The organism is Acinetobacter sp. YH12094 (genome assembly GCF_013419295.1).
GTDB lineage: Bacteria > Pseudomonadota > Gammaproteobacteria > Pseudomonadales > Moraxellaceae > Acinetobacter > Acinetobacter amyesii.
Map to the genome: position 1 here is coordinate 36,672 of NZ_VPAK01000007.1, position 14,220 is coordinate 50,891.

The following is a 14,220-nucleotide window of genomic DNA, read 5'->3' on the forward strand; positions in this document are numbered from 1 at the left end:
TTTTATTATTTTTTATTTATATTGCCAAAATAAACAATGTATTGATGGGAGGGCTTAAATTTGGAAATACTCATACAAACTTTATCCTTCCCCGCATTGTTAACTATTTTAGCTTCGGCTTTAGGCTGTGGATTGCTCATCGGTTTGGAGCGTCAACGTAACAACAATTTGGACAGTGAACAGAGCTTTGCCGGTTTACGCTCATTTACCATTTGTGCGCTGTTTGGAGCATTGTGTTTTTTAATCCATTTAGCTGTTGGTGTGATCGGTGCAATTGTCGTCAGTATGTTTAGCTATTATGGATTAAGCCAGCAAAAACAAGATATTGGCACAACCACAGAACTTGCTTTTGTTATGACCTATTTAATCGGCGCTGCTTGTGTATTTAATATTTCATTGGCTGCGTGTTTGGCTGTGGTGCTGACCCTCATATTAGTTGGAAAAAAAGGCTTACATCATTTTGCAGCACATTGGATCAAAGACTATGAGTTAAGAGATGGAGTCTTTTTACTGGCATTGATCCTAATTGCCTTACCTTTAACGCCGAATCAAGCCTATTGGGGTTCAGTATTAAATCCCTATGTGATTTTAAAATTACTGATTTTGATCTTGGTGGTGCAGTCATTAGCGCACATCGCCAAGCGGCTACTATCTTCTGATAAAGCGATTATTTTATCGGCCTTGGCATCTGGTTTTGTGTCAAGCACAGCAACGATCGCAAGCTTAGGCATGGAAGTGCGAGCAGGAAAAGCCAGTGCCAAAAGTAATGCAGGGGCAGGACTTTTTTCATGTGTTGCGACATTGGTTCAACTTTTGATCATTGTCCTTGGGGTGAGTTTTGCTTGGTTTAAAATATTAGTTATACCAAGTATCGTCGGCATCTTGATATTGGTCCTTGCTGCGTTATATCTGATTTATGGCTCATCTCAAGTTCAGCATAATAAAGAGTCAGAACCTGAAATGCTTCGTGTAGAGGCGAATGAAACAGTGCCGTTAGAAAATACTGATAGTCGAATGTTTAGCTTAAAACAGGCGGCAATCATTGCCATCACGCTTACTTTAATCCAAGCAATTGTTTATGGATTAAATCTCGCTTTAGGTGATAAAGGCTTAATTTTAGGGACATTATTAGCATCACTCTTTGAAGTCCATGCAGCTATGGCAACCGTGGTGATGCAAGGTAATATCGACAATTTAACATTGGTTTATGCTGTGGTGATTGGATTATCAGCCCATGCGATTTCAAAATGTGTGAATGCATTTCTCACAGGTGGCTGGAAATATTTTCTATATTTTGCACCAACACAGTTACTTCATATGCTGTGCCTAATCGCGGTTTTGCTATTCAGTTTAAGATAAATGAGCCAAGGGACTGCTTCTTATTATTCATGGCGCAATTGCATTAACCTGGCTTTAATTTGTGGCCAACTGGTTGAAATCCAACATACCAGCGAACCTAATGTCACCAAAATGGCACCATGCCAAAAACTTAAACTCAGTGGTGTCTGTAATATAAACATTGAAATAACCGAAGAAAAAATCGGACTAAAATACGATAAAGTCACCAATATCGTAATATTGCCTTTAATAATACCTACATTCCACGCTGCATAACCCAAAGCGGTTACAATGGACACGGTCAACATATACATACCGGTATGTAAGTCTACGGCAGGCATTCGCGGAATACCGTGAAATATCAACATTTTTAGCCATAGCATAATCGTGATCACGACGAAAAAGAATGAAATAGGGTTATGTCCAAGACTGTATTTACGTGTAATCACACAGTAGAGTGACCATAAACTCGCTCCCATAAAAGCAAGAAAATAGCTTAATGGATTGGACTGAATGTTCGTAAAGACTGTAGACCAGTTAAAACTTCCATTACCCGTTTGGATCAAAATAATGCCACCCAAACAAATGGCTAAACCAATGATTACGAAAAAGTTAAATTTTAATTCTTTAAATAAGATTAACGCGGCAATTGTCAGACTCGGCCATAAATAATTAACTAAACTGATTTCAATCGCTTGTTGAGCAGTTTGAGCCAGAGCAATGGCATACGAAAAACACAACTCATAAATCACAAATAAAAGGGTGGCGTATATCAAAAATTGGCGCGGAACTAGTTTAAGGTTTGGAATTTTAAATAAGAGCAATAGAATAATTGCGCTCAAGGTATACATAAAGAGCACAGCAAGATCAGGGCCAATACTGAAACTAATTTTCTTAAGTAAACCAACAATAGAAGACCATTGTAAGATTGCACTGAATCCAATCAGCGTTGCAAGATTTTTGGACATGATTGCTCGAAGATTTCGCAAATGGCGAATGAATTTTTAATTTTTATTATAGTCTTTATTCAGTCGTTTAGTATAAGCGTGAAATTATCAAACTCTATTTAATTAAAAAGATTTAGAGCTCGTCGTACGTCAAGAGCAGCATGGCGATGAACTAGGTTTAGGTTCTGGTTTATTAACACAAGATTTAAAACTTGGACAATGTATTCATGCCTATATTCGTGCGAATCCAAATTTTGACTTAGCAGAGGGCGTTAAGTCGGTAATTATGATTGGCAATGGCTCAGGAATGGCGGGTTTGCTTTCACATCTTAAGCAACGTGTCGCAACAGAGCACTATCAAAACTGGTTAATTTATGGTGAGCGTCAACAAGCTTTCGATGCAATTTTTGCTGATGAACTGCATGAATTACAAAACCAAGGTAAAATTGCAGAAATCGATCGGGTATTTTCTCGTGATGGATTTGCTGAAAAGTATGTGCAAGATGTCCTAGTTGTAAAAAAAGCTGAATTGATTGATTGGCTAGAGCAAGGGGCTTGTCTCTATATCTGCGGCAGTTTGAATATGGCTAAAGCGGTAGATGCCACTTTGCAAGAGATACTGGGCATTGAACAACTGCATACACTGCGTAAAGCAGGTCGTTACCGCCGTGATGTGTATTAAATAATTGATGTCTACTGAAGAAGTAAAGTAATGATGCAGTTCGTAATGAGATGGATCGTTAGTTTAAAAAGGAATAATAATGGATAAATTTGTAATTAGAGTTTATCAAGATTATAAAAGGCTAATTATAGCTATTTTTTTTATTATTGAGTTTTTGATTTTTTCAATAAAGTATTACTTTTTTGGAATAGGTTTCTGGAGTTTTATTGGTGCAGTAGTTTTTTTTATTATTTTTGTTGATCTAATTTATAATGGGAGTTATTTGTTGATCGGGAAAATAAAAAAAGAAAGTGAAGTTTATGAATATTATATTAGGTTTATCTATATTTTTGTAATTTATTTATTTTCAATATATTGCATTGTTGAGTGAAGAGTAAAATTTAAAAATTATGAGTAAATATTTTTTTTAATATTTTGTATAGTTTTGCTCGTTTATAGCTCTATTGCATAAAGATTCTTAAGGCAGACCACCATAAGTCACTAAAAATTAAGTAAGTTACTTGGATATGAGGTGGGCCTAATCAAAATCTTTTGTTTTCTCCAAAGCATGGATTAATCAATTGCTAGCCAATCTTATTGTTTGAATCTTTTATTTGGAACTGAGTGAAAGTGACTTATGAATATAAATTAATTTTCAGAGTTAGGTGTGTTGATTTTACAAAGAATATTTGATCATGACGCTTTAAATTTATCAATAATTAAGTATAGTTATACCATTAAAAAATTACTAGATTAAACAAACAATGAGAATGCATATTTTTTTAAATTCCTTACTTACGATGTATTGTTCAATTTCAATATTTATGGTCATTTTTATATATTTTTTATCTAATTGGCAAATATGGGAAAAACATTTTACATTCATTAGTTTAATGTCATTCTTAATACTGGCAATTTTTTTTTACTTTAAATATAACGAAAAATTGAATGATGGTAATATTTTATTCAAGCAGTTGCCAATAAAAGTACAACTACCAATAAGAACTTCAACTATATTTTTTTTTAAACCTAAATTTGGGTTTTATCTTATTTATATTGGCAGTACTTACGATAGTAATTACAGCTAATATATGGTTTTTTACACTTTGTATTTTTATTATTTGGAATGCAATAATTTGTCATCCTCATATTTGGTTTGTAGATTCAATTGATTTAAAACAAGATATAAAAAATAAAACAATTGAATTTGAGAGTCTAAGACAGTATAAAGGTGATTTTGAATATTTTAATGATGGTTTCACATACACTATAACTGGACCTGAAATAAGCACAAAAACTATATTATGGAAAGATATTCAAAGTATAGATGTCATACGCCAAAATATTGGAACCATTGATGAGATTCAACTCTATATATTGTGTTCAAATACAATCATTTATATTACGGAAAATACACCAGGTTATTACTATTTCATTGATCAATTGCATCAGAATTTTCCAGAAATAGATGAAATTTGGCAAATTTCAATCATTGCAGATGATTCAGGGCAACCATTCAATATTTTAAAAAATGGCAATGGTCATTGATATGAAAAGCTATTTAGCCATCTATGACATTGGCGCATAATTTGCTTGCTTCTACCTAATTTTTTTACTGTTTGATATAACAAATTAGGAAGTTGAAGTGACTACAGGCTACTTACGTGGACAAAACTTAATTGACCAGATCCAACAACAGGATTATTCCAGAGACCTAATTGGATATCATGGCGATGTACCTCAAGTCGTATGGCCTAATCAGGCACGTATCGCAGTGCAGTTTGTGTTGAACTATGAAGAAGGTGGGGAAAATCACATCGAACATGGGGATGCAGGATCAGAACAATTCTTATCCGATATTATTGGAGCGGCCAGTTTTCCTGCCAAACATATGTCGATGGACTCGATGTATGAATATGGCTCTAGAGCCGGTTTTTGGCGGATTCATGAAGAATTTAAAAAACGTGATTTACCCATGACAGTCTTTGGCGTTGGTATGGCTTTAGCGCGCAATCCTTATATTGTCGAAGCGATCAAACAAGCCAATTATGATGTCGTTTCACATGGTCAACGCTGGTTACATTATCAGGATATGCCGATAGAGCTAGAATGTCAGCACATGGATCAAGCGATTAGTGTGCTTGAAGCTTTATTTGGAAAGACGCCTATTGGCTGGTACACAGGGCGTGACAGTCCCAACACACGTCAGCTATTGGCTGAATTTCCGCAAATTAAATATGACTGCGATCACTATGGTGATGACCTGCCTTTTTGGAGTCGTTTGACGAATGAAAATGGTCGAACCCGTCCACATTTAATTATTCCTTATACACTTGAAAGCAATGATATGAAGTTTTGTTCACCGGGTGGTTTTAACAGTGGTGAACAGTTTTATCAATATCTTAAAGATGCTTTTGATGTGCTATATGAAGAAGGTGAAAGCGCGCCAAAAATGTTATCGATTGGGATGCATTGTCGTATTTTAGGGCGACCAGGCCGTTTTAAAGCACTACAACGATTCTTAGATTATGTGCAATCACATGAAAAAGTCTGGATCTGTCGCCGTGGTGATATCGCGGAACATTGGTATACACATCATGCAGTCTAATAAAAAAATATTTGGATAAAGAGGAGCTTAGCTCCTCTTTTTTTAGGCCTGGACTTAGGTAACTGACATCATAGACCTAGGTTGGCACTGATATTGCAAAACTAAATTTGAACAATCATTCAATAATTTTAGGCGATTTTATAGTGCAACTTGTTGAATTTAATAAAGCATCCGAAGCAGATGTAAAAACTTTTTTAAAGCACTGTGTGCAAATTGAAGGCTGGGCAGAACACATTGTGGCGCAGCGTCCTTATACCTCTGTCACGCAAATCATAGAGCAAGCAGTAAAAGCTGCAAATGCTTGGACTTGGGATGAAATCAAAAATGCTCTAGATAACCATCCACGGATTGGTGAAAAAAAGGCACAGGCTGAATTAAGTAGTGTGGAACAACAATTTTCTAATCGAGAACAGTCTGAAATTTCAGCAGATGAAGAAACTCAATTTGCATTGCTCAAAGGTAATATCGCGTATGAGAAAAAGTATGGTTATCTCTTTTTAATCAAAGCTTCTGGCCTCAGTAGTGAAGATGTACTACAGGCACTGCAATATCGATTATTGAATGATCCTGAAACTGAAAAACGAATTGTTCATCATCAATTGGCTGAAATTGCCTTATTAAGATTAAAACAGGAGCTTAGCACATGATTAGCTCACATATTTTAGATACCAATCTAGGCAAACCCGCCGCAAACGTCAGCATTCAATTATTTAATGCGGAAGGTAAGTTGTTGGGTTCTGCCCAAACCAATGCTGATGGTCGCGTTAATGATTTTGCGCTGAAGGACTTTACAGCAGGGGCTTATAGCCTTGAATTTGCGACTGCTGAATATTTTCAGACTTTAAATACCGAAACCTTTTTTCCAAAAGCTGTGATTCATTTTTATGTAAAAGATGCCTCGCAGCATTTTCATATTCCTTTACTCATTAGCCCATTTGCATATTCAACGTATCGTGGCAGCTAAGAGCAAAGTTAAAAAATAGGGGATATAAAAATGACAGAACAAGATAAAACAGATTCACCAGAACATGAATATTTAGGCGCAGGGAAAAGCCTTGCCTATGGACTACAGCATGTATTAACCATGTATGGCGGTATTATCGCTCCGCCATTGATTATTGGTACAGCCGCGGGACTTGAACCTGCGCAAATCGGTTTATTGATTGCGGCGGCGCTTTTTGTCGGTGGCTTGGCGACCATACTACAAACCGTAGGTGTGAAATATATCGGTGCAAAATTACCCTTAGTACAAGGTGTTTCATTTGCAGGTGTGGCGACGATGATTGCCATAGTAACCGCAGGCGGTGGGCTTTCTGCTGTTTATGGCGCGGTGATTGTTGCATCCCTAATTGGCTTTTTCCTAGCACCTTATTTTTCAAAAATTATTCGGTTTTTCCCACCGATTGTGACTGGCTGTGTGATCACCGTAATTGGTCTTTCATTGTTGCCTGTAGCGGTACGCTGGATGATGGGGGGCAATAATAAAGCACCAGACTGGGGAAGTGCTGAGAACATCAGCTTGGCATTTTTGACTTTGGGTATTGTGATTGCACTGAACTTAACCCGTAATGCAACCATCCGACGTTTATCTATTTTGTTAGCCATCGTCTTCGGTACAGTGCTGGCTTATGCCTTTGGCTTTGGCGATTTTTCTAAAGTTGCACATGGTAACTGGATTCAATTTCCAAGCTTCTTTGCTTTCGGTATGCCAACTTTTGAGTTAAGTGCCATTATTGCCATGCTGATTGTGACTTTAGTGATTATGACTGAAACGACGGCTGACATTATTGCCGTTGGGGAAATTGTTGGTACTAAAGTGAATGCTGAGCGCATTACCAATGGCTTACGTGCAGATATGCTATCTAGTGCAGCAGCACCAATCTTCGGCTCATTCATGCAAAGTGCTTTTGCACAAAATGTCGGTTTAGTAGCGATTACAGGCGTGAAAAGTCGCTTTGTTGTCGCAGCGGGTGGAATGATTTTAGTCGTATTAGGCGTTCTGCCAATTATGGGGCGACTGATTGCAGCGATTCCAGTCCCTGTATTAGGTGGGGCTGGTTTAGTTTTGTTTGGAACGGTCGCAGCAAGTGGTATTCGTACCTTGGCGAAAATTGACTATAACGAGCAAAAGAACCTCATCATTGTTGCGACGGCAATTGCAGCAGGGATGATTCCAATTATCGATCATTCTTTCTATGCACACTTCCCGAAATTGTTTAAATTAAATAATATCAAGAGATGAAATTAATTATGTATTAACAGATGGTTAAGTGATTTTTAGTCTATTGAACTCTAAGTATTTAAGCTAAAAATACATTAATTTGAAATGTGAATAGGCGTTGGGAACTGAAACACATCACAATTATGCCCAGCGCCAATACGATCGATAACGGCAAAGCTACTCGGTGCTTCGAGTGTTAGGAGAGGATGATGCCATGTTCCTGCACGATAATTGACTCCTTGGCTACCATCAGTAATGAAAGCATATAGCTGTGTAAGATCGGGACTGTGATCATCTAACGCAGGTGCAACAACCACTAAAAAAGCCTGTGCTTGCATTGGAATAAAAGCTTGCGAGCCGTTGGGATGACGCTCCAACATCGAAATCGTAAAAGGCAACTCAGTCGTTTTGATATTTCTAAAGAGGCTAATTCCAGCAACCGCATCACCTGAAATTTCTGTTTCTACGAGGGCATGATATCGCTCTGTATGTGCGTCATTGATGTGGAAAAAATCATGTCCAGTCGTACAAATAACCTCACCAAAAGGCGCAAAGCCTTCAATACTTAGAGCTTGTATTTTTATGCTGTGAGTCATGTTTAGATATCTTATAGGGTATTTAATTAAAAAAATTGAAACCATACACATAGGAAGCACGAAGGCTTCCTATTTGATTAACACAGCAATTAAGGATGTATTTTTCCCCATAACCGTATGCGACTAATTCCCCCGTCAGGAATCATATTGATGCGGATATGCGATATTTTTTCATGCTTTAAAATCTCACTAACGAAGCTATGAATATGATCCATCTGCATGTCTTGTGCATCGAGTAAAAACGGCCAGAACATACTTTGCGGAATCAGTTGAGGGTCAGTGGCATCTTCTACATAGATCGCTTGTATGGAAACCTGCGCAGGGAAGTTGCCTTTAAAATGGGCAGTATCAATATCAATTTTCTCTATTGCACCAGATTGACCCAAAGCCAAAATACACCAGTCAAAACCTGGTGCACGGCGACGTTTCGTTTCCCAACCATCTCCCATATTGATGCCACGGCCAGGTTTAATTAAGTTTCGGGGATGTCCAAAATGAGCATCACTATAAGCAATAACACGTCCACCATTTTCTAGTGCAGCGAGGTCTAATGTGCTCGTCCTGTCTTGAATTTGAACCTGAACTTCACCATAGACTTTAAATCGTGCAATACCACCGTCTGGATATATATTTAAACGTACATGGGTAAAAACCTGATCAGTTGAGACCTTCAATATATGGTGTTGGCTCGGGCCCAATACAGTATTGTCTAAGATATTGACCCAAGCTGCCTGTGCTAGCTCGCCATTCGGAGCAAAACAGGCTTCAACTGATGCGGAAGCTGGATAATTCCCTGTAAAGAATGTTGTATCAATATCTAAGGCTTGAATTCGACCAGCAACACCGAGTTGGATGATTGCCCAATCATAACCTGCATGGCGTTTACGACGCGTTTCCCAACCATCCATCCATTTGCCATGCTCATCAAATTTATCTTCGACAAAGATAGGTGCATTAAATTGAAGCATGCGTTTTGCTTCTGCAAAAAAATCATCTGAACATTCAAGTATTTTTGCACCAATACGGTCATCTGCTAAATTTGTAAGTGTCTGTAATTGTGCAGGAATATCAAAACTTGGTGCGAGTAAAGTCGCCATATATAAAATCCATTCACTATTTTCATTTAAAACATATGCATTTTGTTTTCAGTGTTAAAAATTTAACATTTGATAAAAACAAGCATTTACACGTGTTTAGAAGCACAGCGTGTGCCAACTTTAGAATTTTTTATTGCTTGTTTGAAAAAATGGCATGCTTTTCGCTTTTTAGGAGAAAGATATTTAAAAAAACACAGGGGAGTTATAGATGGACATTACAATTATTGGTGCAGGTATGGCGGGCCTAACGACAGGGATCGCTTTGAAAAAATTTGGACACCAAGTAACCATCTATGAACAGGCAGAACAAATTTTACCTGTTGGAGCCGCTATTTCTTTATGGTCTAACGGTGTCAAATGTTTGAACTATTTGGGGCTAACCGAACAAGTCGAAAAGCTCGGTGGCAAGATGGATCACTTAGCCTATATTGATGGCTTAACGGGCGATGTTATGACGCAGTTTAGTCTGTTTCCTTTAATCGAAGAAGTTGGACAGCGACCTTATCCCGTTTCACGTGCTGACTTACAAAATATGCTTATGGATGAATTTGGTCGTGAGAATATTCATCTAGGCAAAAAAATGGTGAGCTTCTCAGAACAAGACGATCAAGTGATCACGCGTTTTGCTGACGGAAGTGAGGTTCTGGCTGATTTATTGGTTGGCGCCGATGGTACACATTCATTGACACGGGCGTATGTATTGGGGGAACAAGTTGAGCGCCGCTATGCAGGTTACGTCAATTGGAACGGTTTAGTCGACATTTCAGAAGAATTTGCTGCGGCAGATCAATGGACGACATTTGTAGGTGAAGGTAAACGCGTTTCGCTGATGCCCGTTGCCGACAACCGATTCTATTTCTTCTTTGATGTACCTTTGGCAGTAGGCTTAGAAAATGACCGCACACAATATAAGGCCTTATTTAAAGAATACTTTAAGGGCTGGTGTGAACCGGTGCAAAAGCTAATTGATGCTGTAGATGCCCAAAAAACCAATCGGGTAGAAATTCATGATATTGAACCTTTTGCAGATTTCTACAAAGGTCGTGTGGTGATTGTGGGTGATGCAGCACACAGTACAACGCCGGATATTGGACAAGGTGGCTGCCAAGCAATGGAAGATGCAATTTATTTAGCTCGTTCTTTGCAAATCAATACTTTAGGCTTACAAGATTCATTGCGTCGTTATCAAAATAAACGTAATGAACGTGCCAATGAATTGGTTCTGCGAGCGCGTAAACGTTGTGATGTGACCCATATGAAAGATGAAAGTGTGACGCGTGAATGGTATGCAGAACTGCGTAAGGAACAAGGCAATCATATTATGAAAGGTATTATCAGTAATATTGTAGGTAATCCATTGGATTAAAAAAAATAAACTAATAAAACTTTAGCTTTCAGCAACCAGTACGGTTTATTTGTACTGGCTTTTTTTATGAAAGTTTTGCGACCCCAAAACTTAAATAATGGTTTAGGGGTTCAAAGATTTTAAATTGATCTTAATTTCTTCCATTTTTTCCACCAAAAGATTAATCATGATCTGAGAAATTCGAGAGGTTTGGCGTTTCGATGCGACACATAAAGCGATGGTCAAACTGTGTAAGCCTTTTTCACGGATCGGTTTAAAAATAATCTTATTATTCTCAAGCAGTGGCAAAGCATCCATGTATGACATCAAACTGATGCCTAATTGTTGTTGAACCAATGACAATATCATTCTAATGTCATTACATTCGATCTTTTGAATCGGACTAAACTTATGATGTTTATATAAAGTCTGTACATATTCACTAATAATGAGTGGATCACTCGGTAAAATATGCCGTTCATTTAATGTATCTGAAAGATAAATTTTATCCATTCCACCCAAGGTATGATGCGGCGACATCACAAAGCCTAACGGAATTTCTATAAAGGATAAAATCTCTAATTGGCTATGGCTTTTGGGATTTAAAATTATGCCAAAATCTAATTCTGCATCGACGATTTTTCTGGAAATGTCTTCACTGCTATTCATGCTGATGTTGAGGTTGATCCACGGATAAGTTTCAGCCATCTTTTGAATACAGTCGACGACAAAACTGTCATTCAAAGCTGCAATAAAGCCCATTTCAATATTTCCACGGTTTAAGCCTTGGATTTCATCAAATCGAGTTCGCGTCAGTTGATATTCTTTTTGCCATTTTAATAAATCGGCATACAGTAATTCACCCGCAAGCGTCAGTTTTAAGCCCTGAGGGAGTCGTTCAAATAAGGCAACCCCCAGTTCTTCCTCTGCCAAAACGATTTGTCGATGTACTGCCGAGACTGAAATAAAAAGTTGTTCAGCAGCTTTGCGTAGACTCCCAGTCCGTGCAACCGCCATAAAATATTCAGAAAATCTAGAAAAGGTAATCGACATACAGGCTTCAATCTCTATCGCGTCATCAGCGAATCATAATGTTATGTATTTTAAGCGATATTCATGCCAGCTTTATCAAATCAAGCAGTAATCAACGCTTAATGTTCTAAAAAACAGAACAATCTATGCAAATCATTCTAATAGACAGAAATGTGTTTAGATATTAATTTCGACTTAGAAAATAAGGGTTTAGCAAAACCTTGATAATGCTAAATGCTGAAGAAATATTGAAAATGTTGAGATGAACTATGAATGCCATTCCAGTACTCAATTTATTTACCCAACCTCAGTGCAGTACATTTGATGCTAACGACTGGAATATTTTGGCGCAGCATTGGTATCCCGTTGCACGTGTAGAAGATGTTTCGATTGAACCGCAACAAGTGCAATTACTCGATGTAAAAATGGCGTTGTATCAAACTGAAAGTGGAAAAATTCATTTGGTTCGTGATATCTGTCCACATCGTGGGGTGCCATTAACCAAAGGTTGGGTCAAGGGTGAAGATATCATTTGTCCATATCATGGTCTACATTATAACGGCGCAGGAAGGTGTGTAAAAATTCCCGCACAGCCAGAGCTGACTCAAATTTCAGAGCGTTTTTCATTAACTAAATTTCCAGTTGTATTGAAATATGGATTGGTGTGGACCAGTTTATTTAACCGAGACGAATCTACGGCCAATTTTCCAGATTTAGACACGTGGGATACCGAGCAGCACCAATCGATATTGCCACCTTATGTAGATATTGGAGGTTCAAGTGGACGTCAGCTCGAAGGCTTTATTGATGTTGCACATTTCGCATGGGTGCATCATGAGAGCTTTGCAGACCGTGAAAATCCTAAAGTACAAAAATATTCGACAGTACGTACGGACTATGGACTACATACAGAATATCTTAGTGATGTGAGTAATTATCCGCATGGCTTACAACATTTAGCGCCAGAAGATTTTTTATGGAAAAGAACGTTTGATGTCTATCCGCCATTTTCTGCAATTTTAACCATCGATTTTCCTGAAAATGGAGTGTTAAAAATATTAAATGCCTGTTGTCCTGTATCGCATAATAAAACCCGTTTATTTGTGCCTTTAACTCGTAATTTTGATACCACAGGCGATTTACAAGCGGTCTATGATTTTAATGCACAAATTTTTGCTGAAGATCAGGACATGGTGGAAAGTCAAAAACCTGAGGAATTGCCACTGGATATCAGTATGGAGGCGCATTTCGAAGCAGATCGCTCATCGACAACCTATCGTCGAATATTAGCCGAATGGGGGCTAAGCAAACGTTATACCGTTTAATTTTTATTTTCGAATAATTTCATTCTTGGTTTTCATACAAAAAAAGCGACTCAATCGAGTCGCTTTTTGAATTTGTACGATACGGATTAGTTTACACGTATCCATGTCTGGCTGCGTCCAAGCGCAGATACACCAATATAGCCACGACCATTCAAGGTCTTGCCGTCATTCGACATTTTGGCATTGAAACTATAGGTTTTACCATTTTTCGGGTCAGTAATTTTACCGCCGTCATAGGTATTTTTACCGGTATTTTTCAAACCATTCACGATTTGCACACCGAGTAGTGGTTTATTGTGGAATTTACCTACACATTTTTGGCAGTTTTCTGCTTCACCCGGGATGAGTACATCAACGATTTTTGCAGATAAAACGCCCTTTGATGTTTCATTAAATTGAACTACAGATAAAGGTTTTTTGGTTTGGTCATCGATGGTTTTCCATTTAGTACCATGCAATGGATCAGCAGCCAAAGCTAAGCTAGACACCAGTGACAAACCGATTAGGCTAAGAGTTGTTTTTATCATTTTAGAACCTCTATTGAACATAGTAAGAGATGTGCATCCCTGATCTTCCAAAGGGTGGATACACAAGACTTGGAAAATTACAAAGCATCAGCCTTGTTGTCTTCAAGGGCTATATTCACAAAAAAATAAGTATATATTGTGGATTTTATATACTGATTTTGAATATCTAGAATCTGGATCGTGTAGAAAAATACAATAAATGTTGAGCTTTGTTTATAACATTTGGGATTTGTATCACTTTTATAAATATCAAACGCTGTTTGAGCTGAAAAATTTAGAGCTACAATCCCAAAAAAAGCCGGAGCTAAAAGGCTCATTTAAGTTTTCAATTTTTGCTCTAATCATGTTGAATTACATTAATTTGATTTGAAGCAATAACGCTAAAGAGCTATGTATAGCATTCATATTTTACAATTAAATAAAATCATTTCATTCATAGATCAGTTCTCGTTAAGCTTGTGTTATGAATAATATGAAAATGCAGCTTGTTCACTGAACGAGATTAAGTGTGTATAGGAATAAC

Annotated in this window: 14 protein-coding genes and 1 pseudogene; 10 read left to right on the forward strand and 5 right to left on the reverse strand. The window is 37.6% G+C overall.

Annotation, left to right across the window (positions count from 1 at the left end; all coding sequences use genetic code 11):
• Positions 1 to 60: 60 nt before the first annotated feature.
• Positions 61 to 1,359 carry an MgtC/SapB family protein gene (locus FTU34_RS07220; RefSeq protein ID WP_180035237.1) on the forward strand — a complete coding sequence of 433 codons (1,299 nt, stop codon included), beginning with the start codon at positions 61 to 63 and terminating at the stop codon, positions 1,357 to 1,359.
• A 23-nt stretch (positions 1,360 to 1,382) separates the two neighbouring features.
• Here FTU34_RS07220 and yddG read toward each other — a convergent pair whose 3' ends face one another.
• The gene (gene yddG, locus FTU34_RS07225) at positions 1,383 to 2,306 is read right to left on the reverse strand and encodes an aromatic amino acid DMT transporter YddG (RefSeq protein WP_180035236.1); all 924 of its coding nucleotides are present in this window, start codon (positions 2,304 to 2,306) and stop codon (positions 1,383 to 1,385) included.
• Between the two features lie 265 nt (positions 2,307 to 2,571).
• Between yddG and FTU34_RS07230 the strand changes: the two genes are divergently transcribed.
• From FTU34_RS07230 to FTU34_RS07260, 7 genes and pseudogenes are all read left to right on the forward strand, one after another.
• Complete coding sequence (locus tag FTU34_RS07230; protein WP_078193352.1) at positions 2,572 to 2,967, forward strand: hypothetical protein; 396 nt, start codon at positions 2,572 to 2,574, stop codon at positions 2,965 to 2,967.
• Between the two features lie 79 nt (positions 2,968 to 3,046).
• Positions 3,047 to 3,337, forward strand: a complete 291-nt coding sequence (locus FTU34_RS07235; RefSeq protein ID WP_180035235.1) for a hypothetical protein — start codon at positions 3,047 to 3,049, stop codon at positions 3,335 to 3,337.
• Between the two features lie 665 nt (positions 3,338 to 4,002).
• A complete protein-coding gene (locus tag FTU34_RS07240) occupies positions 4,003 to 4,494 on the forward strand; it encodes a hypothetical protein (RefSeq protein ID WP_180035234.1) in 492 nt (163 codons plus the stop codon).
• Positions 4,495 to 4,591: 97 nt separating this feature from the next.
• Positions 4,592 to 5,554: an allantoinase PuuE gene (gene puuE, locus FTU34_RS07245; protein WP_180035233.1), complete on the forward strand. Its 963-nt coding sequence runs from the start codon at positions 4,592 to 4,594 to the stop codon at positions 5,552 to 5,554.
• A gap of 143 nt (positions 5,555 to 5,697) precedes the next feature.
• Positions 5,698 to 6,201 carry a 2-oxo-4-hydroxy-4-carboxy-5-ureidoimidazoline decarboxylase gene (gene uraD / locus FTU34_RS07250; RefSeq protein WP_180035232.1) on the forward strand — a complete coding sequence of 168 codons (504 nt, stop codon included), beginning with the start codon at positions 5,698 to 5,700 and terminating at the stop codon, positions 6,199 to 6,201.
• Positions 6,198 to 6,518 (forward strand): hydroxyisourate hydrolase, encoded by a 321-nt coding sequence (gene uraH / locus FTU34_RS07255; RefSeq protein ID WP_111886083.1) that lies wholly within the window; start codon positions 6,198 to 6,200, stop codon positions 6,516 to 6,518. The genes uraD and uraH overlap by 4 nt, the downstream gene beginning before the upstream one ends.
• Before the next feature lie 30 nt (positions 6,519 to 6,548).
• Positions 6,549 to 7,763, forward strand: a pseudogene (locus FTU34_RS07260) (nucleobase:cation symporter-2 family protein); the annotation flags it as partial.
• A gap of 107 nt (positions 7,764 to 7,870) precedes the next feature.
• Here FTU34_RS07260 and FTU34_RS07265 read toward each other — a convergent pair.
• Complete coding sequence (locus tag FTU34_RS07265) at positions 7,871 to 8,371, reverse strand: ureidoglycolate lyase (RefSeq protein WP_180035231.1); 501 nt, start codon at positions 8,369 to 8,371, stop codon at positions 7,871 to 7,873.
• A gap of 89 nt (positions 8,372 to 8,460) precedes the next feature.
• On the reverse strand, positions 8,461 to 9,468 hold the full coding sequence (alc, locus tag FTU34_RS07270) for an allantoicase (protein WP_180035230.1): 1,008 nt from the start codon (positions 9,466 to 9,468) through the stop codon (positions 8,461 to 8,463).
• Positions 9,469 to 9,676: 208 nt separating this feature from the next.
• On the opposite strand from alc, the gene hpxO reads away from it, so the two are divergent.
• The gene (hpxO, locus tag FTU34_RS07275; protein ID WP_180035229.1) at positions 9,677 to 10,834 is read left to right on the forward strand and encodes an FAD-dependent urate hydroxylase HpxO; all 1,158 of its coding nucleotides are present in this window, start codon (positions 9,677 to 9,679) and stop codon (positions 10,832 to 10,834) included.
• Between the two features lie 102 nt (positions 10,835 to 10,936).
• On the opposite strand, the gene FTU34_RS07280 is transcribed toward hpxO, so the two are convergent.
• On the reverse strand, positions 10,937 to 11,866 hold the full coding sequence (locus tag FTU34_RS07280) for a LysR family transcriptional regulator (protein ID WP_078190745.1): 930 nt from the start codon (positions 11,864 to 11,866) through the stop codon (positions 10,937 to 10,939).
• 248 nt (positions 11,867 to 12,114) lie between these two features.
• Between FTU34_RS07280 and FTU34_RS07285 the strand changes: the two genes are divergently transcribed.
• Positions 12,115 to 13,170: an aromatic ring-hydroxylating dioxygenase subunit alpha gene (locus FTU34_RS07285; RefSeq protein ID WP_180035228.1), complete on the forward strand. Its 1,056-nt coding sequence runs from the start codon at positions 12,115 to 12,117 to the stop codon at positions 13,168 to 13,170.
• 86 nt (positions 13,171 to 13,256) lie between these two features.
• On the opposite strand, the gene FTU34_RS07290 is transcribed toward FTU34_RS07285, so the two are convergent.
• Positions 13,257 to 13,697 (reverse strand): DUF2147 domain-containing protein, encoded by a 441-nt coding sequence (locus FTU34_RS07290; protein ID WP_180035227.1) that lies wholly within the window; start codon positions 13,695 to 13,697, stop codon positions 13,257 to 13,259.
• Positions 13,698 to 14,220: the final 523 nt, after the last annotated feature.

What these genes read in the sequence shown, in the direction of transcription:
- FTU34_RS07280 (WP_078190745.1), bottom strand. Translation starts at nt 11,866, where the DNA reads ATGTCGATTACCTTTTCTAGATTTTCTGAATATTTTATGGCGGTTGCA.
- uraH (WP_111886083.1), top strand. Translation starts at nt 6,198, where the DNA reads ATGATTAGCTCACATATTTTAGATACCAATCTAGGCAAACCCGCCGCA.
- hpxO (WP_180035229.1), top strand. Translation starts at nt 9,677, where the DNA reads ATGGACATTACAATTATTGGTGCAGGTATGGCGGGCCTAACGACAGGG.
- FTU34_RS07235 (WP_180035235.1), top strand. Translation starts at nt 3,047, where the DNA reads ATGGATAAATTTGTAATTAGAGTTTATCAAGATTATAAAAGGCTAATT.
- FTU34_RS07265 (WP_180035231.1), bottom strand. Translation starts at nt 8,371, where the DNA reads ATGACTCACAGCATAAAAATACAAGCTCTAAGTATTGAAGGCTTTGCG.
- FTU34_RS07230 (WP_078193352.1), top strand. Translation starts at nt 2,572, where the DNA reads ATGATTGGCAATGGCTCAGGAATGGCGGGTTTGCTTTCACATCTTAAG.
- FTU34_RS07285 (WP_180035228.1), top strand. Translation starts at nt 12,115, where the DNA reads ATGAATGCCATTCCAGTACTCAATTTATTTACCCAACCTCAGTGCAGT.
- alc (WP_180035230.1), bottom strand. Translation starts at nt 9,468, where the DNA reads ATGGCGACTTTACTCGCACCAAGTTTTGATATTCCTGCACAATTACAG.
- FTU34_RS07290 (WP_180035227.1), bottom strand. Translation starts at nt 13,697, where the DNA reads ATGATAAAAACAACTCTTAGCCTAATCGGTTTGTCACTGGTGTCTAGC.
- yddG (WP_180035236.1), bottom strand. Translation starts at nt 2,306, where the DNA reads ATGTCCAAAAATCTTGCAACGCTGATTGGATTCAGTGCAATCTTACAA.